The following is a 24,459-nucleotide window of genomic DNA, read 5'->3' on the forward strand; positions in this document are numbered from 1 at the left end:
ACTTATTCTATTGAATTTATTCACTATTTATCTGAATAAAATGATAAAAAAATCACAAAAAAATGAATTAGGGATAATCAATTAATTTAAAGTCAGAAAAGCTCTACCTAAACAGCCATTTTCAAAAGCACTATTGAGTAAACGGTAGCGACAAGAATGAAAAACCTGCCAAACCATCAACAGACTTGGCAGGTTTTTTTGGTATCACCAAATAGTGACACGTTTATTTGCAGGCAAATACATTTTATCTCCCTGTTTAAGATGGAATGCATCATAAAATGGTGCTTGATTCAGCAAAGTTGCATTGCCACGCACTTTATCTGGCGAATGTGGATCTCTTTTTAGGAATTCCACTTGCATCGCATCAGTGATTTTCGAACGCCATGCTTGAGCCCAACCGATATAGAAACGCTGTTCACCGGTTAAATTGTCTAACACTGGTGCTGGCTGACCATTTAAGGACAATTGATAGGCTTTATAGGCGATCGCCAAACCAGAATTATCCGCAATGTTTTCACCCAAGGTTAGCTCGCCATTAACATGGTAGCCTTTGATCGGTTCATAGGCATTGTATTGAGCCACCAGTGCATTGGTTTTTTCTTTAAATTTTCGATGATCTTCGGCAGTCCACCAATTCTTCATATTGCCCAACTCATCAAATTGACTGCCTTGGTCATCGAAACCGTGACTGATTTCATGACCAATAATTGCACCAATCGCACCGTAGTTGACTGCATCATCAGCATTCATATCAAAAAATGGAGGTTGCAAAATAGCTGCAGGGAAAACAATTTCATTTAAAGAAGCATTGTAATACGCATTGATCGTTTGTGGTGTCATTCCCCATTCATCACGATCAACCGGTTTGCCCAATTTATTCAACGCATATTGATGTTCAAACTCACGTGAACGAATCACATTACCAATCAAATCATCATTTTTTATGTCCAAGGCTGAGTAATCACGCCATTTGTTTGGATACCCGATTTTCACCGCAAAACTTGCCAGCTTTTTCTGTGCTTGGACTTTGGTTGCTGGACTCATCCAATCCAATTGTTCAATACTTTGTGAATAGGCTTTCATCAGGTTTTGAACCAGTAATTCCATGCGTTGCTTTTTCTCAGCAGAAAAATATTTTTTCACATAGATCTGTCCGAGACTTTCACCCAAAGTACCTTCGACCAATTGCACACCACGCTTCCAACGCGGTTTTTGTTCTTTGATTTCTCGGAGTTGATTGCTATAGAAATCAAAACTGTTATCTACAAAAGCTTTACTGAGTAAAGGTGAAAAATCACTCACCAAATGGAACTTGAAATAAGCTTTCCAAGCATCCAACGAGGTATTGTCAACAATTGGGCTCAAACCTTTAAAATAACTCGGTTGAATCACTTGTATGGTTTTAATTTTATCTGCCAATTCTTGTTTTTCTAAATAGGTTTTCCAATCAATTTTTGGACTAAGTTTGGCTAAGTCTTCAACCTTATAAATATTGTAGAGTTTGGTTACATCACGATTTTGGACATTACTCCACTGTATTTTCGCGATCTGCGTTTCTAATTTTAAAATGGCTTGAGCATGTTGTGCAGCTTGAGTATCACCCGCCAATTTTAGCGTTTTCTCGATATAGCTTAAATATTGTGAACGTACCTTTTTAAATTTTGCATCATTTTTTAAGTAATAATCACGATCAGGCAAACCTAAACCACTTTGTCCCATCATTGCAATCATTTGTGTAGAGTTTTTCATGTCTTGATCAACACCAACATCAAACGGGCTGGTGACACCGATTCTTGAAAAATGTGCTGCTAATTGGGCAATATCTTTTTTATTTTTAAGGGCATCAACATTTTCGATTTCAGCTTGAATCGGTTGAATACCTAATGTTTCTATACGCTTTTCATCCATAAAATTAGCATATAGGGTCGCAACTTTTTGTTCAGAACTTCCATTAACCAACTGTTGCTTTGACAGTTCATCGACGATATCGTGCAGTTGTTTTAATGATTCTTCATGCAAAATATCAAATGTGCCCCAACGAGATTTATCCGCTGGAATTTCCGTATTTTTTATCCAGCCACCATTCACATGTTGATAAAAATCATCACTGCCTTTTACAGTTTGATCAAAATATTGATGGTCAATCCCCGATTTTTTCTGATCTTTTACAGTGGTAGGCGTCATTTGAACTGCTGTCGCTACTGTTTCTGCCCATAAAACTGTAGAGGACAACATCATTGCTGATACTAAAACATTTTTTACAAATTTGAGTTTCAAAAGCCTATCCTCAATTTTAATTTTAACGCTTGAATTTAAAAAGATAATACTAATCCCGAGCTCAACTTTTATGTGTAGCAAAAATGCAATGATTGCGTTAATTTTTTAATTTCGCTTAGCTTACCGATACATATGCTCGATAGAGTCATTGTCAGATAGCACTTACGAATATCTGTTCTAAAAACACCCTGCTTTAAATACAAAAAATGATGTCATTAATCCAGTAAATTTAAAATATGTTTTAAACGTACATTTTCAGCATCTTGTTGATACACCGCATAAATCGGTGCAATACAAGTGGTATCTGCTTGTAATGCTTTATAAACGATCTGTTTATTCCAAAAATTGCGAATCGCTTCTGGAACAATCGATAAACCAATTCCCGCAGCGATCAAATTTAAACTTGAGGTTAAGCGAGGTGCTTCTTGGACAATTCTTGGACTAAAACCCGCCTGATAGCAACATGCCAAAATATTGTCAAATAAGTCCTGACCCGCCAAACGACGATATAGTACAAAGTCATAGGGTTCTAAATCCAACAGATGAATCACATCACCCTGTAAAGTTAAAGGATGATTACTCGGCAAAGCGACAATCAATGGCTCATCCAAGACATGTAAGCTTTTTAACCCCAAGTTTATCGGCGCGGGTTTACGTAAAAATACGATGTCATTTTTTTCATTAATAATTGAATCAATCAATGAACTACTGGCATCTTCTTCTAAATGAATGGATACAGCAGGAAAATTCTCACGGAAATTCCGTAACAATGCAGGTAAAAATGAATGCAAACCGACTGAATTGGTGAAACCGATATTGATCTGCCCTTCCAATCCTTTCGAGATATTCTGCACACGTTTAGGAATCGCTTGGGCATGTGCAAGGATCGTGACTGCTTCTTGATAGAGTGCTTTACCTGCTTCAGTTGCCTCAACTCCACGAGGTAATCGCTTTAATAATTGGGTATCTAATTCATCTTCCAGACTTTTGATTATGCGTGTTAATGGCGGTTGTTGCATATTCAAACGTACGGCTGCACGAGAAATATTACTTTCCTCAACCACAGCAACAAAAGCATTGAGTTTATGAATATCAATCATGTGGCTCCCTCCATATAAAAATGTATCAAGCGAATAATGCGTCATGTTGTAGAAAACAATTCAATACAACCATACTTTTTAAGTATGAATAACAGCAAAAATAGCATTTTTAATTATAACTCAACAGGCAGATAATCACATTCAATCCACTCAGCACAGCAAATTGAAGAGGTCTAAATGAATAGTGAAGCAATGCAAATGGAGCAAGCCATTGAAACACCCAATTGCAAAGCATTATTTTTAGGCTTTATGAAGCTTGGCTTAATGGGGTTCGGTGGTGTACTTCCACTGGCCCATCGTTTAATTGTTGAAGATCAAAAATGGCTAACGGCTGAAAAATTTACAGACTTGCTTGGGGTCTGCCAAATTCTACCCGGCGGCAATATTGTCAATATGGCTGTCGCGATTGGTTATGATTTTGCTGGTGTTAAAGGTGCATTCAGTGCGGTATTCGGATTGATGTTGGCACCCACAGTGATTGTGATTTCACTGTATCAAATGTATGTCAATTTCCAAGATATTGTCCTCGTTCGCCACATGATCCAAGGTTTAGCGGCTGCAGCAGCAGGTTTACTGTTTGCCACAGGCTTTAAAATGTTGAAACCAATCATGAAAAGTAAACTGACTTATTTCACCATCTTGTTGACCATTATTTTCATGTTGCTGATCAAACTACCTTTGGCATTGACGTTGTTGATTTTAGTCACTGTGAATATGGCTGTTTTAGCCTTTAAACAACGTAGATTCACTCAGGAGTAAAGCAAAATGTCTGTCCTTATCGCACTCACTTTAGTTTTTACTCAATTGTCTTTACTGGCATTTGGCGGTGGTAATGCCATTTTGCCAGAAATGCAACACCAAGTTGTGGTGGTTCACCAATGGATGACCGCTGAACAATTCAGTTCTATGTTTGCTATGGCACAGGCTGCGCCTGGTCCAAATATGATGATTGTGCCGTTAGTCGGCTGGCATGTTGCAGGACCGATGGGATTGCTTGTTACATCTTTTGCCAAATTCGGACCTTCTTCAATTATCACTGTCTATGCACTGAAATTTTGGAATAATTTTAAAAGCCATCCATTACGTGCGAGATTTGAAAAAGCATTAAAGCCCATTACTGTAGGTTTAGTGCTCGTCAGTGCATGGATTATTGCTCAGGCATCTGCACAAAATATTTTACTGATAGCAATCGTTGTCCTGACTATAGTACTTAGTGTGTTTAAAAATGTTCATCCAGTTTGGTTAATGTTGATTGGTGCAGGAACAGGTGTACTGATTCTGTAGTCACGTTATTATTAGGTTTAACTGTCTTCAACTGAACTTGGAAATCTCGACCTCTATAAAATGCAACGTTTATAAAACATATCGCTAATAAAACCCAAATCCCCTTTAAAGGGGATTTGGCGAATGAATTGAATGCAAATTACTGCTGGTTTTCTAGATCTCGTTCACGACAAGAAAGTTCATAATATTGTGCTTTTGGCAGTTGTTTCAGCTTGTAATAATAGTAGTCTGTACTGCTTCGATCCATTTCAGTCAATGAACATTGATTGGCTTTTGCAAATTGAGTTAATTGTTTTAAATCTGTATTTTTTGCGACAAGTGCTCCCCAGCCCTCACTTACACAACACCCAGCGTATTGAGACATATACTCATCTGAAACCAAAACGACGCTTTGTCCCATAAAATTTAAGGGTTTCTTGAGTCGATAGACATCATTGTAATCATATCTAGAAACCTCTGCCTTTTTATTGATCAGTCCATCTTTGAACATTTTCTTAAAGCTTGGAAATTGTGAAGATGCCTCCCCCATTCCCCGATACACTGTTTGTTGCGCCGCAGCATGATTTACTGTTGCTGCAAGCACTAAACCAATACCCAAAAGATACTTTTTCATATTTTTCCTTTTTAATCCTGTATTCATCACTTTTAAAATAAGTCGGCGACTTCTTCCTGTTGTGGATTGAGCTTCAAGCGTTATTTTCTCAAGCTGAAAAGTCTTGCTTTAGAATAAGAAATTTACATATCTATTGATTACAACGTTCTGAATAAAATTAAGACTAAAGCCGCATAAATTCAACTTAAAACTGCAATCTGAGCATGTTATTTTACCTGAAAGGATAACTATTTTTTGAACAGCAGGTGAAAAAATGTCTAAACAAATTTTGATGTTAGTCGGTGATTATGCTGAAGATTATGAAACCATGGTTCCTTTCCAATTCCTTACAGGATTAGGTTATACCGTCCATGCAGTCTGCCCAGATAAGAAAAATGGAGACAGTATAGCCACGGCAATCCATGATTTTGAAGGTGAACAAACCTATAGTGAAAAACGTGGTCATAACTTTGCAATTAACTATGATTTTGACCAAGTTGATGTGCAAAATTATATCGGTTTGGTAATTCCTGGTGGTCGTGCGCCTGAGTATTTGCGAATGAATGCACGTGTTGTTGAAATTGTGCGTGAATTCGATACTGTAAAGAAACCGATCGCCGCAGTCTGTCATGGCGCACAACTACTGGCTGCTGCTGATGTATTAAAAGGTCGTATTTGTTCTGCCTACCCTGCTTGTGCTGCTGAAGTTAAACTCGCAGGTGGTCAATATGCAGATATAGCTGTTACTGAAGCCGTGACTGATGGTCATTTGGTGACTGCGCCTGCATGGCCTGCACATCCTGCTTGGTTAGCCCAATTTGTTAAAGTTCTTGGTGCTAACATCACTTTGTAAACATGAAAAGCTAGATTTTGCATACACATCAAAATCTAGCTTTAATCTTGATCAATATTCTTTAGATTACATATAAATACATTAAATTGAACCTTTTTAATTTAAATTTCAGCCTCAGGTCTTCATTTATGTCATGATGAATGAATGAATTTTTAGTCAAACAACAGGTTAATTTAAAAAATGGAAATCATTGAATTACTTCAACCCGTTACATTAACGAAAGAAAATTTACGCCCGATCACCATTGAGGTAGGAACCTTATTAAAAGTCCTCATGGTCAATCCATCTTCTTATCTGGTTGGTGATGAATCGGGAACATCTTTTTTAATCAATTTTGATGAAGAAAATCTGCAATGGAAAAAAATTTAAAGCATTGATCAATGGTTTAAAAATGAATTGCACTATTTCATCAAAACTTGAAGTGTTAAATGGAAGCGTTCTAAGCACATGTATTCCAAATCCAGAATACAAGAACGTTTTCATGCAATGGTTGCATAGATTGAGACCATTTACAGATTCATTTTTAAACTAATGTTTTCTTGTTCAAAAACCTCTTTTACACATGCAAGTATGTTCGGTACATAACTACTTTGATCCATATTTCGAACTGATAGCGAAATTGGACTATAGGCTTCCAAATCTAAAATAGGCACATAAACTAAATTCTTCATCCCAATATCACTGGCACTTTCAGGAATCAAACAAATCCCCTCGCCTGATGCGACCAAGCCTAAAGCCATATGAATTTCACGCACTTCAACCATATTTTTAGGTACCAATCCCAGTTCAGTAAAAATCGACTGAATTAAGGTAGAGAAATTGGGTTTTTGAGTTGCGGGATAAGAGAAAATCGTTTCATGAGTAATTTGTGATAAATAAACACCTTGGTCGATATATTCAGCGAGATGATCATTTTTATGTACAGCCAATTTCAGCTTTTCTTCACGGAGTACAATACGTTTAATAGCAGGGTCACTAATTCTTAAACGACCAAAACCTAAATCAATTTTACCTTGCTTTAATGCTTCAATTTGGTCTTTGGTCCCACATTCAATTAATTCCACTTCAATATCAGGATGACGTTGACGAAACAAGTAAATGATTTGGGGCAACAGCGCATATAAAAGTGAGCTAACATAACCGATACGTACAATTTTATTGACTGCACTAATCCGTTTTGCCATAGATGTCGCTTGAGCAGTATGGGTTAAAATTTGTACTGCATGTTGATAAAAAAACTGCCCTGCTTCAGTTGTTCTTACAGGTCTCGAACCACGTTCAAATAATAGGATGCCCAGTTCTTGTTCAAGATTTTGAATCTGTCGGCTCAGGGGCGGTTGCGCAATACATAATTTTTCAGCTGCTTTGGTAATACTTTGCTCTTCAACCACAGTCACAAAGTAACGAAGATGTCTTAATTCCATTTTATCTATCTCACACCAAAATATACCTTTTAAGTATCTAAAAATACCAAATCCAGCCTAGTTAAAGATATTACATTAATTTAGGGTATATAAATAGATTAATACTTAAGAAATTCGCAGTATGTATAAGTCCATAGAAACACTTTTAGTCGAGATCCCGACAATACGCCCTCATAAGATGGCGGTTGCGACGATGCAAACACAAACTTTGGTGCTGATTAAAATCACGACTGAAGATGGTTTTGTTGGCTGGGGGGAAGCAACCACAATAGGTGGTTTAGGTTATGGTGAAGAAAGCCCGGAAAGTGTTCAAACCAATATTGACACGTATTTTGCACCTTTGCTCAAGACTTTGTCTGGATTGAATATTGCACAGACCATGCAAATCATTCACCGCAATATCAATGGTAACCGTTTTGCAAAATGTGCCATTCAAACTGCTTTATTGGATATTCAATCTCAACGTTTAGGAATCCCGCTCAGTGAATTATTAGGGGGGCGTTTACGCGACAGTATTTCAGTATTGTGGGTATTGGCTTCTGGCGATACCGAAAAAGATATTGCTGAAGCCAAGAAAATGATTACCGCAAAACGTCATAACATTTTCAAATTAAAAATTGGGTCACGACCTTTAGAGCAAGATATTGAACATGTGTTGGCCATTAAACAAGCATTGGGCAGTGAGATTTCAATTCGAGTCGATGTCAACCGAGCATGGTCTGAATTAACCGCAATTAAAGGCATCAAAATGCTTCAAGATGGCGGGGTTGATTTGATCGAACAACCTTGTGCAATTCAAAATATTGATGCTATGCAACGCTTAACGCGAAAGTTTGATATTGCGATTATGGCAGATGAGTCCTTGATGGGACCACAAAGTGCTTATGAACTGGCGAAATGCAATGCAGCATCTGTTTTTGCAGTGAAAGTCGCTCAGTCAGGTGGCTTAATTGAAGCATGTGAAGTTGGAAAGTTAGCCAATCTAGCGGGAATCGATCTCTATGGCGGCACCATGCTGGAAGGACCTGTAGGTACGATCGCCTCAGCCCATGTTTTTTCAACATTCAGTAACTTGGCTTATGGCACTGAACTATTTGGTCCATTGCTGCTCACAGAACAAATTTTAAAAAAACCACTTCAATATGAAAATTTTGAGCTGAAAATTCCGACAGCTTCTGGGTTAGGTATTGAACTGGATGAAGACAAAATTGACAAGCTACGTCGTAAATAATTCAAGGAGTTCCCATGCTTTACCAAGTCAGAATGGATGTAAATATCCCACTGGATATGCCTGCTGAAAAAGCCAATGAAATTAAAGCTGTTGAAAAGGCATATTCACAAGATTTACAACGACAAGGCAAGTGGCGTCATATTTGGCGCATTACAGGACAGTATTCAAACATCAGTATTTTTGATGTTGAGAGCAACGAAGAACTGCATAGCATTTTACAAGGTCTTCCACTGTACCCTTACATGAATATTGAAGTGATGGCTTTAAATCGTCACCCATCATCTGTGCGTGAAGATGACAGTTAAACTGTATTGATCATTTTTTTATCAACGTAATTAACAAGGACTGTGGTGAGCAATGGAGCAAGCGAAGCTGTTGGTTTAAATATTTCATCAATCAACCATGAGTAAGCAAAGCAAGCCACGTAACACCTTTCATACTTCAGGAGAATCAGTATGAACCGCCAAGAAATAGATAAATTAGTTCAACAAATGAATGTAGACACTGCAACAGGTGAAGTAAATCCACGTGTTCAGCAAATTGTGGTTCGTCTACTCGGAGATTTATTCCAAGCTATTGAAGACTTGGATATATCTCAAACTGAACTTTGGAAAGGTTTAGAATACTTTACCGATGCTGGTCAAGCCAACGAACTTGGTCTGTTGGCAGCAGGATTAGGCTTAGAACACTATTTAGATCTGCGTGCTGATGAGGCCGATGCGAAAGCTGGTATTACAGGTGGAACACCACGCACGATCGAAGGTCCATTATATGTTGCAGGTGCACCTGAATCTGTCGGCTTTGCCCGTATGGATGATGGTTCTGAATCAGATCATGTTGATACCCTGTTTATCGAGGGGAAAGTCACAGATGCAGATGGCAACATTATTGAAGGTGCCAAAGTTGAAGTTTGGCATGCCAATAGTCTAGGCAACTATTCTTTCTTTGATAAATCTCAATCTGATTTTAATTTACGTCGCAGTATTTTAACTGATGCCAATGGTCAGTATGTTGCTCAAACCACCATGCCAGTGGGTTATGGCTGTCCACCTGAAGGAACAACACAAGCGCTACTCAATTTGCTGGGACGTCATGGAAATCGCCCATCGCATGTTCACTATTTTGTCTCTGCACCAGGTTATCGCAAACTCACCACTCAATTTAATATTGAAGGTGACAAGTACCTATGGGATGACTTTGCATTTGCTACACGTGAAGGTTTAGTTGCTACTGCTGAAGATGTCACTGATGAAGCTGAACTTGCTCGTCGTGGTGTTAACAAACCATTCAAACACATTACTTTCAATGTTGAATTAGTAAAAGAAAAAGTAGATGCACCAACGACTGAAGTAGATCGTCGCCGTGCAAGTGCTTAATTAGAAATTTTTTATGCGTGAGGTCGTGAGATAACAGCGTTTATCTCATGACCTGTTTTAGATCGCTATGCATAAATATGTTCTGACTCATTTATGCATAGCAATTTGGAAACATAGACAAAGGTTAAGTCTTATGATTGATAAAAGTTCTTTATCCATGGTGGAAGTCCTATCAAAAATCAAGGATGGTTCAACCATTATGATTGGCGGCTTTGGAACCGCAGGACAACCCGCAGAGCTGATTGATGGATTGATTGAGCTTGGCATCAAAGACTTGGTCATTGTCAACAACAATGCAGGCAATGGCGATTATGGTTTGGCAAAACTCCTCAAATCAGGGGCTGTACGTAAGATCATCTGTTCATTCCCGCGCCAGTCTGATTCATGGGTATTTGATGAACTCTATCATGCAGGCAAGATTGAATTAGAACTTGTTCCTCAAGGAAACTTGGCATGTCGTATTCAAGCAGCGGGGATGGGTTTAGGGGCAGTATTCACACCAACAGGTTTTGGTACATTGCTTGCCGAAGGAAAAGAAACCCGTCAGATCGACGGAAAAGACTATGTGCTTGAGTATCCGATCAAAGCTGATTTTGCCTTGATCAAAGCCCATCAAGGCGATCGTTGGGGCAATCTGGTCTACCGCAAATCTGCACGAAACTTTGGACCGATTATGGCGATGGCGGCGGATGTCACCATTGCACAGGTTTCTGAAATCGCAGAACTCGGTCAACTTGATCCTGAACATATCATTACACCCGGGATTTTTGTACAGCATGTGGTTGCTGTCAATGCAGGACAGGGAGAAGCACAATGAGTTACCAAAAACTAAGCCGTGACCAAATTGCAGAACGTGTTGCACAAGACATTCCCGATGGCGCTTATGTGAATTTAGGTATTGGTTTACCGACCAAAATCTCGAAATATTTACCTTCAGACAAAGATGTATTCCTACATTCTGAAAATGGTTTACTGGCTTTTGGTCCACCCCCTGCCAAAGGCGAAGAAGACCCTGAACTGATTAATGCAGGCAAAGAATTTGTCACCATGCTCACAGGCGGAAGCTTTTTCCATCACGGCGATTCTTTTGCCATGATGCGTGGTGGGCACTTGGATATCGCAGTATTGGGTGCATTCCAAATTGCTGAAAATGGTGATCTTGCCAACTGGCATACGGGCGCACCTGATGCGATTCCTGCGGTAGGTGGTGCAATGGATTTGGCAGTCGGTGCCAAAAAAGTCTTTATCACCACTGACCATGTCACCAAACAAGGCGAACCCAAAATCGTGGCTGAGCTGACCTATCCTGTGACTGGCAAAAAATGTGTCGACCGTATCTATACCGATCTATGTGTGATTGATGTGACTCCAGACGGTTTAAAAGTGATTGAAAAAGTAGCGGGTCTCAGCTTTGAAGAATTGCAGTCGATGACGGGTGCTGAATTGGTTGATGCGACACAGCAGAATTAATGGATGAAATCCCCCTAAATCCCCCTTTGTTAAAGGGGGACTTCACCTAAATAAATAATGGGCTGAAGTCTCTCTCCTTTTTAAAGGATGAGAAGCACTGCTTCGCAAGGGGGAGATTATTTAAGGAAAAACACATGAAAAATGCTTATATCATTGATGCCATTCGAACTCCATTTGGTCGTTATGCGGGTGGACTTGCAGCTGTAAGAGCGGATGATTTAGGTGCAGTGCCAATTCAAGCCTTGATGCAACGCAACCCTAGCGTGGATTGGCAAAAAGTCGACGATGTGATTTATGGTTGTGCCAATCAGGCAGGTGAAGACAACCGAAATGTGGGTCGTATGTCTGCATTATTGGCAGGGCTGCCTGTTGAAGTGCCTGCAACTACAGTCAATCGTTTATGTGGTTCGTCACTGGATGCGATTGCGATGGCAGCACGGGCGATTAAAGCCAATGAAGCCGATCTGATCATTGCTGGTGGTGTGGAAAGCATGAGTCGAGCACCCTATGTAATGGGCAAATCCGAGAGTGCTTTTGGGCGTAGCCAAAAAATTGAAGACACCACCATGGGTTGGCGCTTTATCAATCCAAAGCTAAAAGACATCTATGGTGTAGAAACCATGCCACAAACCGCTGAAAATGTGGCTGAGCAATTTAACATCAACCGTGCTGATCAAGATCAGTTTGCATTGAACAGCCAGCAACGTACAGCAGCAGCACAGGCACAGGGATTCTTTAAACAAGAAATTGTTGCTGTGACCATTCCTCAGCGTAAAGGTGATGCTTTGTTGGTGGATCAAGATGAGCATCCACGAGCGTCAACCACATTGCAAGCCTTACAAAAATTAAAAGGTGTGGTGAAAGCAGAAGGTACGGTAACTGCGGGCAATGCTTCAGGAATTAATGATGGTGCAGCCGCTTTACTGATCGCATCAGATCAAGCCGTTACACAGTATCAATTAAAACCACGTGCCAAAATCATTGCAGCGACAACCGTGGGTATAGAACCTCGAATCATGGGTTTTGCACCTGCACCAGCGATCAAGAAATTACTTCAACAGGCAAATCTGAGTTTGGCGCAGATGGATGTGATTGAGCTGAATGAAGCCTTTGCTGCCCAAGCTTTAGCGGTGACTCGTGATTTAGGCTTGGCAGATGATGATGCACGGGTCAATCCGAATGGTGGTGCGATTGCTTTGGGGCATCCATTGGGTGCATCAGGCGCTCGCTTGGTGACAACCGCCCTCAACCAACTTGAACAGATTCAAGGGCAATATGCTTTGTGTTCAATGTGCATCGGTGTGGGTCAGGGCATCGCCATGATTATTCAACGCGTTTAATTTTAATTTAAAACAAGATTTTGTAGCCAACCATTAAAGTTGTTGGTCTTTCAATATCATCAAACAGGCAAAAGGATCAGTTTCTATGCCAACATTTCAGTCAGATGATGCTGTCATTCATTATCAAACATGGGGTAAGCCGACTCAGCCTGCCCTTGTATTTTCCAATTCGTTGGGTACTCAACTGAGTATGTGGCAGGCACAAATTGAATATTTTCAAAAAGATCATTTTGTCATAGCCTATGACACCCGTGGTCATGGGCAATCGACAGCACCCCAAGGACCCTATTCTATCGAACAGTTGGGTCAAGATGTGATTCATTTATTGGATCAGCTCAATATTCAAAAAGCAGATTTTTGCGGAATTTCAATGGGTGGCTTAACAGGTCAATGGTTAGCCATTCATCATCCGCAACGATTTAACCATGTTGTGATCTGCAATACTGCTGCAAAAATTGGTCAGGAATCTGCTTGGTTAGCACGTGCCGAATTGGTACGTGAGCAAGGCTTAACCCCGATTGCAGAAACAGCAGCACTTCGTTGGTTTACCGAGCCCTTTATCCAAAGTCAAACAGCGATTGTAAAATCCATGAGTAACGACCTCGCAGCTAGCAGCACAGAGGGTTATGCAAGTTGTTGTGAGGCTTTGGCTAAAGCGGATTTAACCACTCGAATCAATAGCATCACGGTACCTGTCTTGGTGATTGCTGGTGCACAGGATCCAGTGACGACTGTTGTAGATGGGCAATTTATGCAGGAGCAAATCCCTGAGTCTGAACTCTTTGTGATTGAAGCATCTCATATTTCCAATGTAGAAAAACCGCAACAATTTAATCAAGCCTTGGCAGATTTTCTAGTCTCTTGATGATTTTAAATCTTCTTTGAATCTGTAGTTTTAAATAAAAACTCACACTGGTGAGTTTTTACTGTTCAATTCATTGGTTTTTAGAATATTAATTTACATGCGAAGTCTCATTCTTTCCACTCAACATCTTAGCTTCGCCATAAAGTAGACAAACTGCACCAAGATGTTTTGAATATGATTCAAACCTTTGATTTATTAAATAAATTCATATGGCGATATAGCTATGGATTGAATCTGTTGTCATCTCGATGCATGCTGATCTCTTTATAGTAGATCAATTTTCTTTAATCGATAATCCAAGGTCGCCCGACTAATTCCCAAAATTCGAGCAGCTTCTGAAACATTTTGGCGACTTTTGTCCATAGCAGTGCGAATAATGTCTTGTTCAAATTGTTCCAAGGAAAAATGTTCAGTCAATAATTCATCAATATTGATATTCATGTTTGTCGAATGAGATGTACTTTCCACATCTTTCTGCTGTGGAAATAAACTGTCTAATTTTATTTCCTGTTGATGATCCGTCAATAACGTTGCACGTTCTAACAAATTTTCTAATTCACGAATATTGCCCGGCCAATCATATTTCATCACGAAACTTTTGGCTTTATCACTTAAGCCTTTTAATGTTTTGTCGTACATATTTTCAAACCGTGCCAAAAAGTGATTGATCAATAAAGGAATATCTTCTTTACGCTCACGTAAAGGTGGAATCAAAACAGGAAAAATATTAAGGCGATAATATAAATCTGCTCGAAACTTGCCATCTTTCACAGCTTGTTCCAAATCCTCATTGGTTGCTGCAACAATTCTGACATCAACTTGACGTGTACGAGTATCTCCTACCCGTTCAAACTCACCCTCTTGTAACATTCTTAACAATGCAGCTTGCGCACGTGGTGAAAGCTCAATAACTTCATCAAGAAAAATCGTTCCACCGTGAGCACGTTCAAATTTTCCCATTCGAGATTGAGTCGCCCCTGTAAATGCACCTTTTTCAACACCAAAAAGTTCTGACTCAATCAAATCTGGAGGAATACAAGCACAATTGACCGCAACAAAAGGTTGGAGTTTACGCTGACTGGCATTATGGATACCACGAGCAAATGCTTCCTTACCTACACCTGTTTCACCTTGCAATAAAACAGCCACTTTACTGCCTGCTGCTTTTTTCAGTAAATCACATACTTGACGGTAAGCCACTGATTCACCCACCGCATTGAACATGGTGTAATCACTTTCTGCGTCTGTGTAAATATTCTTTTTCAACGCATTGAGTTCAGCCTGTAAGGCAATGATTTCATCTGAAACAGGATCTGGTGACATAAAACGAATAAGCTCATCAGCATTTTCCCATTCACTTAAAGGTTTGCCAATAATTCGACAATGGTCATCCCCTTGAGCGACACAATGTGTTTCCTGATAGATAATGGTCTGTCCCATCACAAAACTACTGTAACCACAAGCATAACCCAAGAGCATCCAACAAGCTGGTTCATCGGAAGAACCAAACTCACTCAAATGAACTTCAGCTTCAAATGAGTTCAGCCAATTAAAATCCGCATAAAACTGCTTTAGATCATGGCTGAGGTGCAACTCATTGACTTCTACCTGCACCATGCCACGAATACCGTGCATTTGTGGTCCCGCCATAAATGCTTCAGCTTCATTTAAATTGGGGCGAAGTTTAGAGGTCACTTCTGCGTCACGCATGCCAGCCTGATAACCACAACGAATAAAAAAACGTTTGGTTCTTTCAAGCCCTAACATCTGAAACAAATCTTTTCTTAAAAACCCCATGATACTGGTATGCATCAACAACATACGATTTTCATCAAACCAGATTTGACCATGTCGGGTATCAAAAACGATTTTATCTAATAGATCTTGAATATCTTTGTTTTGTTCAAGTATCTGCTTATATACCTTCACATTTTTGGCTTGGGGCATGATATCCATCCTTGGCTATATGTCTTTTGTGAATGCAACCTTGATATTACCTAATTCCGACTAAAAAGCTTTACTACCTTATTCTTATATTTTTATACCTTAGAGGTATATTATCTTAATTTTGAGCTATATCAGTCGCTTAAAAAAATCTTATTTCATAAATAAAAAATGAACGAATGGATCAATCAATAAGGTGTTTATTGTTTTGATGAAATCTGATTCAAACAGTATTCATCATTTGATGAATATCTCAATCAACCTCACCTCTTTCAATCGGCAAAAAAACCTTAAACAATTGTATTTAAATATAAAAATAAAGTTGGCACGACTTTTGAAATATCTACAGGGAATTATCCGAAGAGCATGACGCTCTGCATCAAAGCTGTTGTTGATGTTGACCAAAAGGATTCCACTTATGGTAGATGCCACATCCCCTCACCCACTGGTGAAATACATTCGAATTACTGGTGATCGTTATGCCAAATTCGTTGAGTTTGATTTTGCAATTCATGATCCAACCCTATTTGTTGAATTGGTTTTACCCCAACAGGCATTTCAGCACTTTTGTGAAATTAACCAAGTAATTGAAATGACCGCAGAACAACAGGCTTGGAATGACGCGCAGGAAGATAAATGGCGCTACGGCATTGAACCCACTGTTCTCAATCATACGCGCCAATATGCTGATCAAGAAGATCAGGCTTAAGTCGAAAAGGAGAATGAAATGACTTTAGAAATTAAAACATCCAATTTAGAGCCGATTCGCCAAAGCTATGCCTATATCGAACGTCGCTTTGGTAGCAAACCTGCCACCCGTTATCAGGAAGTCAGTTTTGATGTACAGGCATCCACCAACTTTCACTATCGTCCATTGTGGAAGCCTGAAAAAACGTTAAATGATCAAACCCATACAGCTTTGAAAATGCAAGACTGGTATGCATTTAAGGATCCTCGTCAGTTCTACTATGGTGCTTATGTGCAACATCGCGCACGTATGCAAGATACTGCTGAAAGTAATTATTCATTTTTTGAAAAACGTCAATTGGTTGACAACCTCAGTGATGCAGTCAAACAAAAAATCATCACTTGTTTATTACCATTTCGCTATGTCGAACAGACTGCCAACTTACACATGATGTCAGGGAGTGCTTATGGCTATGGAACCGTGATCACCCAAGCCTGTATTTTTGCAGCAATGGATCGTTTAGGGATGGCGCAATATATTTCCCGTATCGGTCTGATGCTCGACGGTCATACAGGTGAATCCTTAGCGCAGGCGAAACAAGCTTGGATGAATGATGAGAGGTGGCAACCTCTACGCAAACTTTGCGAACACAGCCTGACAGAGCAAGATTGGTTCAAACTCTACATCCTGCAAAATCTGCTGATCGACACCTTCTTACAAGAACTGGTCTTTGGACAACTCGATCAATGGCTTGTTGAACATGGTGGGCGTGATATCGCCATCCTCACCGAACTTGTTAAAGACTGCTTAACTGATTTACGAAAGTGGTCTGACAGTGTTTTAAAAACTGCTATTTCAGAATCAGAAGAAAACAAAACTTTAATTCAATCATGGATAACCGAAATGCTTCCAAACGTTCAACTGGCATTTCAAAGTTGGGCACAAAACGCACTACCTGACAGCAATATTGATACTGCACTGAATGCTCTTTCAGAACGCAGTAAAAAGGCAGGTTTGGTTTTACTTGATTCAGCAGCATAAGGAATTGCCATCATGAGTTCTAAAGTTTATTTAGCCTTACAAGACAATGACACCTCACGTTACATCATTGAAGCCATTGAACAGGACAATCCTGAAGCAAACATCCAATATCTCCCAGCCATGATACGTGTAGAAAGTACAAGCATTTTGGTGATTCGAGCTGAAACAGTATCAGAAAAGCTCGGACAGGATTGGGACATTCAAGAACTGCAACTCAACATGATCACATTGGGTGGCAATGTAGAGGAAGATGATGACAGTTTTACCCTGAAGTGGAATTAAACCCGTCGCCCTACATCAAAGCAAAACATCAGAAGCAGGCAGCTTCAAGCCATTGAAAGGATAATCAAAATGAATAGCCAAGCTAAAGTCAGCAATAAAAAACTCAATGCCAAAGAGCGTTATCGAATATTGACCCGTGATCTGGACTGGGAGTTTTCCTATGCAGATCGAAAAGATGCCTTTCCTTATGAAGAATTCGAAGGCATCAAAATCACTGACTGGTCAAAATGGGAAGACCCGTTCCGTTTAACCATGGATGCCTATTGGAAATACCAAGCTGAAAAAGAAAAGAAACTGTATGCCATTTTTGATGCATTTGCGCAAAACAATGGACAAATGAATGTTTCGAATGAACGTTATGTCAATGCCATCAAACTGTTTTTAACCGCAGTGACTCCGTTGGAATATCAAGCTTATCAGGGTTATGCACATGTTGGACGCCAATTTGGTGGAATCGGCGCTCGGATTGCTTCACAGATGCAATCCATTGATGAATTACGTCATGTACAAACCCAGATTCACGCGATGAGTCATTACAACAAGTTCTTTGACGGTTTCCAAGATTGGGCACATATGCATGATCGTGTTTGGTATTTATCCGTTCCGAAATCATTCTTTGAAGATGCCCGTTCAGCTGGACCGTTTGAGTTTTTATTGGCGATCAGTTTTGCTTTTGAATATGTACTGACCAATCTGTTATTCGTACCATTTATGTCAGGCGCCGCCTATAACGGTGATATGGCAACTGTCACCTTTGGCTTTAGTGCCCAATCAGATGAAGCACGCCACATGACACTCGGTTTAGAAATCGTAAAATTCTTACTTGAACAGCATGAAGATAATGTGCCAATCGTTCAAGAATGGATTGATAAATGGTTCTGGCGTGGCACCCGTTTGCTCTCCATCGTCGGCATGATGATGGACTATATGTTGCCAAATAAAGTCATGTCATGGAAAGAAGCTTGGGAAACCTACTTTGAAGAAGCAGGTGGTGCATTATTCAAAGACCTTAGTCGCTATGGCATTCGTATGCCGAAATACAGTGAGGTCATCACCAAAGAAAAAGAGCATGTATCACACCAAGCATGGTGGATTTTCTATAACTTTGGTCATGCGGCTGGCTTCCATACTTGGATTCCAACAGATGAAGAAATGGATTGGTTATCTGCAAAATACCCTGACACTTTTGACCAATACTATCGCCCACGCTGGGAACTGGCACGCAAAATGGAAGCCGAAGGTAAACGCTTCTATAGCGCAGGCTTACCACAACTTTGCCAAGTCTGCCAAATTCCAATGACATTTACAGAGATGGATGGCGACCAAACCATGTTCAGTTATCGTGAGTCAATTTACCAAGACGAACGCTACCATACCTGTTCAGATGGCTGCCATGACATTTTTGAAAGAGAGCCTGAAAAATACATCCAAGCTTGGTTGCCTGTTCATCAGATTTTACAAGGCAATTGCGGTGGTCCTGACTTAGAAAGCATTTTAAGGGACTACTACAATTTCAATGTGGGTGCAGACAATCTTGACATAGAAGGTTCCCCAGACCAAAAACGCTGGAAAAAATGGAAAGGTAACGCGGCTTAATCCACCACTCAAAACAACAGCAACAAGGAACGGATGTCGTCGCTAACGACTGCATCCTCTCAAGGATTTATTCAAAAAATTTGAGGAATTACCCCATGACCGTAAAAGCGATTGTAGAAAATTATCAATTTGAACCTTTAGATCTCCAGCAAAAATACGGCGACAATATGCTGCTATTTATTGGTTGGGACCATCATACACTTTTTTGTTCTGCCCATACTTTTGTCGTTTCAGCTCATCAAACTTTTCAAGAGTTGCTTGATGGACAGATTCAAGTAGGTTTCGAGCAACATCCTGACTTTGCAAATATTGATTGGTCAAAAGTTGAGTTTTACCTTAACCAGCAACGGTTAAACGTGGACTTCTCTAAATCATTAGCGGATTTGGGTTTTGATCACAAATCACTCCTACGCTTTGTTACGCCTGAATTACAGGGTTACAACGGCACACACGTTTAAGGAGAATGAAGATGAGCTATCAAGTTACCATCGAACCCATCGGTACCACGATTGAAGTAGAGCAAGATCAAACTATTTTGGATGCGGCATTACGCCAAGGGGTTTGGCTACCCTTTGCCTGTGGGCATGGCACATGCGGGACTTGCAAAGTCCAAGTCACAGACGGTTTCTACGATGTTGGTGAGGCTTCACCGTTTGCATTGATGGATATTGAACGAGAAGAAAATAAAGTTTTGGCCTGCTGTTGTAAACCTGAATCTGACATGATCATCGAGGCAGATGTGGATGAAGATGAGGATTTCTTAGGTTACTTGGTTCAAGACTACCAAGCAAAAGTGGTCGAAATAACCGACTTATCACCGACGATTAAGGGCATCCGTTTTGAAATTGATCGTGAGATGGCATTTCAAGCTGGACAATATATCAATCTCCATATCCCCAATGTCGAAGGGACTCGTGCATTTTCAATTGCAAACTCACCCAGTGAAACCAATATCATCGAATTGCACATTCGTAAAGTCGAGGGCGGTCAGGGGACACAGTATATCCATGAACAGTTAAAGCTGGGAGATAAACTCGTACTTTCAGGTCCATATGGGCAATTCTTTGTACGTAAGTCTGACCCACAAAATGTCATCTTTATCGCAGGCGGTTCGGGGTTGTCTAGTCCGCAATCCATGATCATGGATCTGCTTGAACAAGGTGATCAACGCATCATATATCTTTTCCAAGGCGCACGTGATCTGGCTGAATTGTATAACCGAGAAAAATTTGAACAGCTTGTTAAAGAATATTCAAATTTCAGATACATCCCAGCGCTTAATGCACCCAAATCAGCAGACGATTGGACAGGTTTTACAGGCTTTGTTCATGAAGCTGTAGCCAATTATTTCGAGCACAAATGTGGTGGACACAAAGCCTATTTATGTGGACCGCCTCCGATGATTGATGCAGCTATTTCTACACTGATGCAAAGCCGTTTGTTTGAAAAAGATATTCATACTGAACGTTTCTTGAGTGCTGCGGATGGTGCAAAGGAACAATCACGTTCAGCACTTTTCAGACACATTTAGACCTAACGCATGTCTTTATACAATTTTAGTCAAAGATACAGTTGAGTGATCTCGACAAAACAAGATCACTCCCGACAGTCATATCAATCAAAGGAAGATGATGATGAACCGCCAAGAAATAGATAAATTAGTTCAACAAATGAATGTAGACACTGCAACAGGTGAAGTAAATCCACGTGTTCAGCAAATTGTGGTTCGCCTACTTGGAGACTTGTTCCAAGCTATTGAAGACTTGGATATATCTCAAACTGAACTTTGGAAAGGGTTAGAATATTTTACCGATGCTGGTCAAGCCAACGAGCTTGGTCTGTTGGCAGCAGGATTAGGCTTAGAACACTATTTAGATCTGCGTGCTGATGAGGCCGATGCAAAAGCTGGTATTACAGGCGGAACACCACGCACGATCGAAGGTCCATTATATGTTGCAGGTGTACCTGAATCTGTCGGCTTTGCACGTATGGATGATGGTTCTGAATCGGATCATGTTGATGCGTTGATTATTGAAGGTATTGTCACAGATACGGCTGGAAATAAAATTCCCAATGCCAAAGTAGAAATTTGGCATGCCAATAGTCTAGGCAATTATTCTTTCTTTGATAAATCTCAGTCTGAGTTTAATTTGCGCCGTAGTATTTTCACAGATACCAATGGTCAATATGTCGCGCAAACCACTATGCCAGTGGGTTATGGCTGTCCACCCGAAGGTACGACACAAGCGCTACTCAATTTGCTGGGACGTCATGGAAATCGCCCATCTCATGTTCACTACTTTGTCTCTGCGCCGGGTTATCGCAAACTCACCACCCAATTCAATATTGAGGGTGACAAATACCTGTGGGATGACTTTGCCTTTGCCACACGTGAAGGCTTAATTGCCACGGCAAGTGAAGTTACAGCTGTTGAGGAGATTAAAAAATATAATTTAGATCAGCCTTTTAAGCACATTAACTTTCATTTTCAATTGGTCAAAGACACTCAACAAGTTCCCTCAACAGAAGTTAATCGCCGTCGAGCAGCAGCTTAACCTCAAACATCACGATTTCATCTAACACAATGTACCTATACAGAAGCTTATAGGTACAGCTCGATGTCATAAAAATATCATTGAAAAGGATTTTCTATGAAACAACTCATCTTAAAACTTTCACTTACATTAATGCTCGGTTTAAGCACGCACATCGCTCATGCTACGGAAAATGGTGCAGACTCATTTGCCTTAGGTGCAGAAGGTATGATGGCAGGTGCCTTACCTCCACCAGGTGTTTACTTATTGACTTATTATCAAAATTATCATGCAGGACATTTTGATCAAGGTCCTCCCAATTTCCATTTAGACGTCAATGCTTTTATTCCTCGACTGGTTTGGATGACAGAGCAAAACTATTGGGGAGGTCAACTTGGATTCTATGCGATTCAACCGATGGTCGATTTGCGCCTTTCAGCAGCAGGTATGTCAGACCATAACACCGCCTTGGGTGACCTAATGCTCGGTTCAATGCTTGGTTGGCACCGTGGTAATCATCACTGGATTGGCGCAATTGAAACAGTGCTTGCTACTGGAAAATATGACAAAGCAAGCATCACTCAACCTTTGGTTGCCAATATAGGAAAAAACTACAATACCGTACGACCAATTTTTGCCTATAGCTATGCACCTGAAAATGGTTTAGACCTTTCTACGAAAATCTCTTATAGCTTTAATACAGAAAACGATGATACACATTATCGATCTGGAGATTATTTTGCAGGAGATTACAGTATAGGCTATAAGCTTTCAGATCATGTTAAAGTTGCTATTGAAGGTTATGCGTTTAAGCAAACCAAGTCAGATCGTCAACATGGTGACAATATTGGTATGCGTGGTCAGGTCTTGGCTGTTGGTCCTGCCGTACAATATCAAGATAAAAACTGGTCGATCGAAGCGAAATATTTAACCGAGACTCAAGTTGAAAATCGCCCAGAAGGTCATACCGGATTATTAAAATTTGTTTGGGCATTCTAATTTTAAACGGGTCTGTTTTGATCATAGGGTATTCACCAATCTTGTATTTTCATGACGCTACTGCTGAAAATACAAGATCCTTTCCCTGACCCACTGTTCTTGCCCTTACACTCAATGAAATTCAGATTGATCTTTTCATCTTGCTTTTGATGATGTGAAAGCCTAAAGTAAACTTTAGTGTTAAAAAGAAATTAGTAAAATGAATATCAGTCAATTATCTAAACAAAGCGGACTAAGTACGCCGACGATTCGTTATTATGAGCAAATCAAGCTACTCCCCAAAGCAAAAAGAAAATCAAATGGTTATAGAGAATATAGTGAAGATGATCTTAAACAGCTTTTTTTGATTCAACAGGCACAACAAGTCGGTTTTTCATTGAATGAAATTAAGTCTTTCTTACCCTCTCAAGTTGGACAATGGAATCACGACATATTGATCGGAATTTTGGAAAGTAAAATCAAAGATATTGAAGAATTAGAGCAAAAGTTAAGTCTCAGCAAACTGAATCTACGCACCATGATTCACGCAATCAATAACAAACCTGATGAAATTACTTGTGCGGAAAATGCACAACGCTTGCTGAATCTTTACTATGCAAAGGAACAAATATAGTTCAGTTATCTATAAATCATAAAAGTGCTTGACCTTAAACCTCACTTTAAGCATAGCATTGAATACAGGTGGACGATTAGGAAGCTGTTATGTTTAAACGTTGGAATCTTTTTTATCGGTGGATGGGCATTTTTATGGTGATATTCGCAAGTGGTCAAAGCACTGCATCTGAATCTACTCAACAAACTAACCCATTAAAATCAAAAGGAAAAATTTTGGTGGTTATGACCAATCATGCAACGTATCCCTCACGTTCCGATACGACAGGATTGTGGCTGACTGAGCTTACTCATTTTTATGATGTTGCTCAAGCGGCAGGATACGACATGGATTTTGTCAGCCCTCAAGGTGGTACTGTTCCACTGGATGAACGGAGTTTAAAATCTATCTACATGGATGCATCAGCTAAAGCACATCTAGCAGACCCAAATTTTGTACAACGGCTGAATACCACACTGGCACCTAATGCAATTGATTCAGCACATTATCAAGCCGTTTACTATACTGGTGGGCATGGGACGATGTGGGATTTCCCCAACAATCAAGCCCTACAAAAGATCAGTGAAAAAATTTATCAACAAGGTGGGATTGTTTCAGCAGTATGTCATGGGGTCGGTGGATTATTGCCTTTAAAAAAACAAAATGGACAACCACTGATTGCAGGAAGAACTGTGACCGGTTTTGCAAATATTGAGGAAACGCTGTCAGGAATTAAATCTCAAGTTCCCTTTTCTTTACAAAACAATTTAATACAACACGGCGCTCAATATAAACGAGGGTTTTTCCCTTTCACCTCTTATGTGATTTCTGATGACAGGATCATCACGGGACAAAATCCTCAATCCAGTAAAGAAGTTGCTGAGGCTGTGATAAAACGATTAAAAAGTCTAAAGTAATGTGAGTTCGACGTAACCACATCCTTAACTAGAAGAAAAAAATAAATCTCTGCG

General features: G+C 39.9%; 26 protein-coding genes. 21 read left to right on the forward strand and 5 right to left on the reverse strand.

What is annotated here, in order from left to right; translation table 11 throughout:
- Positions 1 to 204 precede the first annotated feature (204 nt).
- Both F938_RS15145 and F938_RS15150 read right to left on the reverse strand, forming a co-directional pair.
- The gene (locus F938_RS15145; RefSeq protein WP_005033073.1) at positions 205 to 2,277 is read right to left on the reverse strand and encodes a M13 family metallopeptidase; all 2,073 of its coding nucleotides are present in this window, start codon (positions 2,275 to 2,277) and stop codon (positions 205 to 207) included.
- Positions 2,278 to 2,492: 215 nt separating this feature from the next.
- Positions 2,493 to 3,377: a LysR family transcriptional regulator gene (locus F938_RS15150; RefSeq protein WP_005033076.1), complete on the reverse strand. Its 885-nt coding sequence runs from the start codon at positions 3,375 to 3,377 to the stop codon at positions 2,493 to 2,495.
- A 177-nt stretch (positions 3,378 to 3,554) separates the two neighbouring features.
- Between F938_RS15150 and F938_RS15155 the strand changes: the two genes are divergently transcribed.
- Positions 3,555 to 4,136: a chromate transporter gene (locus F938_RS15155; RefSeq protein WP_005033078.1), complete on the forward strand. Its 582-nt coding sequence runs from the start codon at positions 3,555 to 3,557 to the stop codon at positions 4,134 to 4,136.
- A gap of 6 nt (positions 4,137 to 4,142) precedes the next feature.
- Complete coding sequence (locus F938_RS15160) at positions 4,143 to 4,661, forward strand: chromate transporter (protein WP_005033082.1); 519 nt, start codon at positions 4,143 to 4,145, stop codon at positions 4,659 to 4,661.
- Between the two features lie 139 nt (positions 4,662 to 4,800).
- Here the strand turns inward: F938_RS15160 and F938_RS15165 are convergent, their stop codons facing one another.
- Complete coding sequence (locus F938_RS15165) at positions 4,801 to 5,274, reverse strand: hypothetical protein (RefSeq protein ID WP_005033084.1); 474 nt, start codon at positions 5,272 to 5,274, stop codon at positions 4,801 to 4,803.
- A 253-nt stretch (positions 5,275 to 5,527) separates the two neighbouring features.
- Between F938_RS15165 and F938_RS15170 the strand changes: the two genes are divergently transcribed.
- A complete protein-coding gene (locus tag F938_RS15170) occupies positions 5,528 to 6,106 on the forward strand; it encodes a DJ-1/PfpI family protein (protein ID WP_005033086.1) in 579 nt (192 codons plus the stop codon).
- A 180-nt stretch (positions 6,107 to 6,286) separates the two neighbouring features.
- A complete protein-coding gene (locus tag F938_RS15175; protein ID WP_005033088.1) occupies positions 6,287 to 6,475 on the forward strand; it encodes a hypothetical protein in 189 nt (62 codons plus the stop codon).
- A 140-nt stretch (positions 6,476 to 6,615) separates the two neighbouring features.
- Here F938_RS15175 and catM read toward each other — a convergent pair whose 3' ends face one another.
- Entirely contained in the window at positions 6,616 to 7,530 is a 915-nt protein-coding gene (catM, locus tag F938_RS15180) for a cis,cis-muconate-binding transcription regulator CatM (protein ID WP_005033091.1), read from the reverse strand.
- Between the two features lie 121 nt (positions 7,531 to 7,651).
- Here catM and F938_RS15185 point away from each other — a divergent pair, with 121 nt between their 5' ends.
- The 7 genes from F938_RS15185 to pcaD all read left to right on the forward strand — a co-directional run bounded on the left by F938_RS15185 (position 7,652) and on the right by pcaD (position 13,812).
- Positions 7,652 to 8,761 (forward strand): muconate/chloromuconate family cycloisomerase, encoded by a 1,110-nt coding sequence (locus F938_RS15185; protein ID WP_005033093.1) that lies wholly within the window; start codon positions 7,652 to 7,654, stop codon positions 8,759 to 8,761.
- Positions 8,762 to 8,775: 14 nt separating this feature from the next.
- Positions 8,776 to 9,066 (forward strand): muconolactone Delta-isomerase, encoded by a 291-nt coding sequence (gene catC / locus F938_RS15190; protein ID WP_005033095.1) that lies wholly within the window; start codon positions 8,776 to 8,778, stop codon positions 9,064 to 9,066.
- 150 nt (positions 9,067 to 9,216) lie between these two features.
- Entirely contained in the window at positions 9,217 to 10,137 is a 921-nt protein-coding gene (gene catA / locus F938_RS15195) for a catechol 1,2-dioxygenase (RefSeq protein WP_005033098.1), read from the forward strand.
- A gap of 133 nt (positions 10,138 to 10,270) precedes the next feature.
- Entirely contained in the window at positions 10,271 to 10,954 is a 684-nt protein-coding gene (locus F938_RS15200) for a 3-oxoacid CoA-transferase subunit A (RefSeq protein ID WP_005033100.1), read from the forward strand.
- Complete coding sequence (locus F938_RS15205; RefSeq protein WP_004829536.1) at positions 10,951 to 11,607, forward strand: 3-oxoacid CoA-transferase subunit B; 657 nt, start codon at positions 10,951 to 10,953, stop codon at positions 11,605 to 11,607. The genes F938_RS15200 and F938_RS15205 overlap by 4 nt, the downstream gene beginning before the upstream one ends.
- Before the next feature lie 134 nt (positions 11,608 to 11,741).
- Positions 11,742 to 12,947 (forward strand): 3-oxoadipyl-CoA thiolase, encoded by a 1,206-nt coding sequence (gene pcaF / locus F938_RS15210; protein WP_005033103.1) that lies wholly within the window; start codon positions 11,742 to 11,744, stop codon positions 12,945 to 12,947.
- A gap of 85 nt (positions 12,948 to 13,032) precedes the next feature.
- Positions 13,033 to 13,812 carry a 3-oxoadipate enol-lactonase gene (pcaD, locus tag F938_RS15215; RefSeq protein WP_005033106.1) on the forward strand — a complete coding sequence of 260 codons (780 nt, stop codon included), beginning with the start codon at positions 13,033 to 13,035 and terminating at the stop codon, positions 13,810 to 13,812.
- Between the two features lie 264 nt (positions 13,813 to 14,076).
- Here pcaD and mobR read toward each other — a convergent pair whose 3' ends face one another.
- Complete coding sequence (mobR, locus tag F938_RS15220; RefSeq protein WP_005033109.1) at positions 14,077 to 15,759, reverse strand: phenol degradation transcriptional regulator MobR; 1,683 nt, start codon at positions 15,757 to 15,759, stop codon at positions 14,077 to 14,079.
- Between the two features lie 415 nt (positions 15,760 to 16,174).
- Between mobR and F938_RS15225 the strand changes: the two genes are divergently transcribed.
- The 10 genes from F938_RS15225 (at position 16,175) to F938_RS15270 (ending at position 24,405) form a co-directional block, all read left to right on the forward strand.
- The gene (locus tag F938_RS15225) at positions 16,175 to 16,465 is read left to right on the forward strand and encodes a phenol hydroxylase subunit (protein ID WP_005033111.1); all 291 of its coding nucleotides are present in this window, start codon (positions 16,175 to 16,177) and stop codon (positions 16,463 to 16,465) included.
- Positions 16,466 to 16,483: 18 nt separating this feature from the next.
- Positions 16,484 to 17,485 (forward strand): aromatic/alkene monooxygenase hydroxylase subunit beta, encoded by a 1,002-nt coding sequence (locus tag F938_RS15230; RefSeq protein WP_005033113.1) that lies wholly within the window; start codon positions 16,484 to 16,486, stop codon positions 17,483 to 17,485.
- 12 nt (positions 17,486 to 17,497) lie between these two features.
- On the forward strand, positions 17,498 to 17,767 hold the full coding sequence (locus tag F938_RS15235) for an MmoB/DmpM family protein (RefSeq protein ID WP_005033116.1): 270 nt from the start codon (positions 17,498 to 17,500) through the stop codon (positions 17,765 to 17,767).
- 69 nt (positions 17,768 to 17,836) lie between these two features.
- Positions 17,837 to 19,363: an aromatic/alkene/methane monooxygenase hydroxylase/oxygenase subunit alpha gene (locus F938_RS15240; RefSeq protein WP_004829543.1), complete on the forward strand. Its 1,527-nt coding sequence runs from the start codon at positions 17,837 to 17,839 to the stop codon at positions 19,361 to 19,363.
- A gap of 95 nt (positions 19,364 to 19,458) precedes the next feature.
- The gene (locus tag F938_RS15245) at positions 19,459 to 19,821 is read left to right on the forward strand and encodes a phenol hydroxylase subunit P4 (RefSeq protein WP_005033119.1); all 363 of its coding nucleotides are present in this window, start codon (positions 19,459 to 19,461) and stop codon (positions 19,819 to 19,821) included.
- An 11-nt stretch (positions 19,822 to 19,832) separates the two neighbouring features.
- Positions 19,833 to 20,894, forward strand: a complete 1,062-nt coding sequence (locus F938_RS15250; RefSeq protein ID WP_005033121.1) for an NADH:ubiquinone reductase (Na(+)-transporting) subunit F — start codon at positions 19,833 to 19,835, stop codon at positions 20,892 to 20,894.
- Between the two features lie 103 nt (positions 20,895 to 20,997).
- Positions 20,998 to 21,918 carry a catechol 1,2-dioxygenase gene (catA, locus tag F938_RS15255; protein ID WP_010590966.1) on the forward strand — a complete coding sequence of 307 codons (921 nt, stop codon included), beginning with the start codon at positions 20,998 to 21,000 and terminating at the stop codon, positions 21,916 to 21,918.
- A gap of 96 nt (positions 21,919 to 22,014) precedes the next feature.
- Positions 22,015 to 22,896 (forward strand): SphA family protein, encoded by an 882-nt coding sequence (locus F938_RS15260; RefSeq protein ID WP_004829547.1) that lies wholly within the window; start codon positions 22,015 to 22,017, stop codon positions 22,894 to 22,896.
- A gap of 199 nt (positions 22,897 to 23,095) precedes the next feature.
- Positions 23,096 to 23,509 carry a MerR family transcriptional regulator gene (locus F938_RS15265; protein ID WP_005033127.1) on the forward strand — a complete coding sequence of 138 codons (414 nt, stop codon included), beginning with the start codon at positions 23,096 to 23,098 and terminating at the stop codon, positions 23,507 to 23,509.
- An 89-nt stretch (positions 23,510 to 23,598) separates the two neighbouring features.
- Positions 23,599 to 24,405: a type 1 glutamine amidotransferase domain-containing protein gene (locus F938_RS15270; RefSeq protein ID WP_005033129.1), complete on the forward strand. Its 807-nt coding sequence runs from the start codon at positions 23,599 to 23,601 to the stop codon at positions 24,403 to 24,405.
- The last annotated feature ends 54 nt before the right edge of the window (positions 24,406 to 24,459 follow it).

Origin of the sequence: Acinetobacter bereziniae LMG 1003 = CIP 70.12, assembly GCF_000368925.1 — a bacterium.
In the GTDB taxonomy this organism is placed as follows: Bacteria; Pseudomonadota; Gammaproteobacteria; order Pseudomonadales; family Moraxellaceae; genus Acinetobacter; species Acinetobacter bereziniae.

Excerpts from the sequence above, each read along its gene's own strand:
- F938_RS15170 (WP_005033086.1), top strand. The coding sequence starts at position 5,528 with ATGTCTAAACAAATTTTGATGTTAGTCGGTGATTATGCTGAAGATTAT.
- pcaF (WP_005033103.1), top strand. The coding sequence starts at position 11,742 with ATGAAAAATGCTTATATCATTGATGCCATTCGAACTCCATTTGGTCGT.
- F938_RS15245 (WP_005033119.1), top strand. The coding sequence starts at position 19,459 with ATGACCGTAAAAGCGATTGTAGAAAATTATCAATTTGAACCTTTAGAT.
- F938_RS15250 (WP_005033121.1), top strand. The coding sequence starts at position 19,833 with ATGAGCTATCAAGTTACCATCGAACCCATCGGTACCACGATTGAAGTA.
- F938_RS15175 (WP_005033088.1), top strand. The coding sequence starts at position 6,287 with ATGGAAATCATTGAATTACTTCAACCCGTTACATTAACGAAAGAAAAT.
- F938_RS15200 (WP_005033100.1), top strand. The coding sequence starts at position 10,271 with ATGATTGATAAAAGTTCTTTATCCATGGTGGAAGTCCTATCAAAAATC.
- F938_RS15165 (WP_005033084.1), bottom strand. The coding sequence starts at position 5,274 with ATGAAAAAGTATCTTTTGGGTATTGGTTTAGTGCTTGCAGCAACAGTA.
- catC (WP_005033095.1), top strand. The coding sequence starts at position 8,776 with ATGCTTTACCAAGTCAGAATGGATGTAAATATCCCACTGGATATGCCT.
- catA (WP_005033098.1), top strand. The coding sequence starts at position 9,217 with ATGAACCGCCAAGAAATAGATAAATTAGTTCAACAAATGAATGTAGAC.
- F938_RS15185 (WP_005033093.1), top strand. The coding sequence starts at position 7,652 with ATGTATAAGTCCATAGAAACACTTTTAGTCGAGATCCCGACAATACGC.
- F938_RS15160 (WP_005033082.1), top strand. The coding sequence starts at position 4,143 with ATGTCTGTCCTTATCGCACTCACTTTAGTTTTTACTCAATTGTCTTTA.
- F938_RS15260 (WP_004829547.1), top strand. The coding sequence starts at position 22,015 with ATGAAACAACTCATCTTAAAACTTTCACTTACATTAATGCTCGGTTTA.
- F938_RS15265 (WP_005033127.1), top strand. The coding sequence starts at position 23,096 with ATGAATATCAGTCAATTATCTAAACAAAGCGGACTAAGTACGCCGACG.
- catA (WP_010590966.1), top strand. The coding sequence starts at position 20,998 with ATGAACCGCCAAGAAATAGATAAATTAGTTCAACAAATGAATGTAGAC.
- F938_RS15240 (WP_004829543.1), top strand. The coding sequence starts at position 17,837 with ATGAATAGCCAAGCTAAAGTCAGCAATAAAAAACTCAATGCCAAAGAG.
- F938_RS15150 (WP_005033076.1), bottom strand. The coding sequence starts at position 3,377 with ATGATTGATATTCATAAACTCAATGCTTTTGTTGCTGTGGTTGAGGAA.
- F938_RS15235 (WP_005033116.1), top strand. The coding sequence starts at position 17,498 with ATGAGTTCTAAAGTTTATTTAGCCTTACAAGACAATGACACCTCACGT.
- mobR (WP_005033109.1), bottom strand. The coding sequence starts at position 15,759 with ATGCCCCAAGCCAAAAATGTGAAGGTATATAAGCAGATACTTGAACAA.
- catM (WP_005033091.1), bottom strand. The coding sequence starts at position 7,530 with ATGGAATTAAGACATCTTCGTTACTTTGTGACTGTGGTTGAAGAGCAA.
- F938_RS15205 (WP_004829536.1), top strand. The coding sequence starts at position 10,951 with ATGAGTTACCAAAAACTAAGCCGTGACCAAATTGCAGAACGTGTTGCA.
- F938_RS15225 (WP_005033111.1), top strand. The coding sequence starts at position 16,175 with ATGGTAGATGCCACATCCCCTCACCCACTGGTGAAATACATTCGAATT.
- F938_RS15155 (WP_005033078.1), top strand. The coding sequence starts at position 3,555 with ATGAATAGTGAAGCAATGCAAATGGAGCAAGCCATTGAAACACCCAAT.
- F938_RS15270 (WP_005033129.1), top strand. The coding sequence starts at position 23,599 with ATGTTTAAACGTTGGAATCTTTTTTATCGGTGGATGGGCATTTTTATG.
- pcaD (WP_005033106.1), top strand. The coding sequence starts at position 13,033 with ATGCCAACATTTCAGTCAGATGATGCTGTCATTCATTATCAAACATGG.
- F938_RS15230 (WP_005033113.1), top strand. The coding sequence starts at position 16,484 with ATGACTTTAGAAATTAAAACATCCAATTTAGAGCCGATTCGCCAAAGC.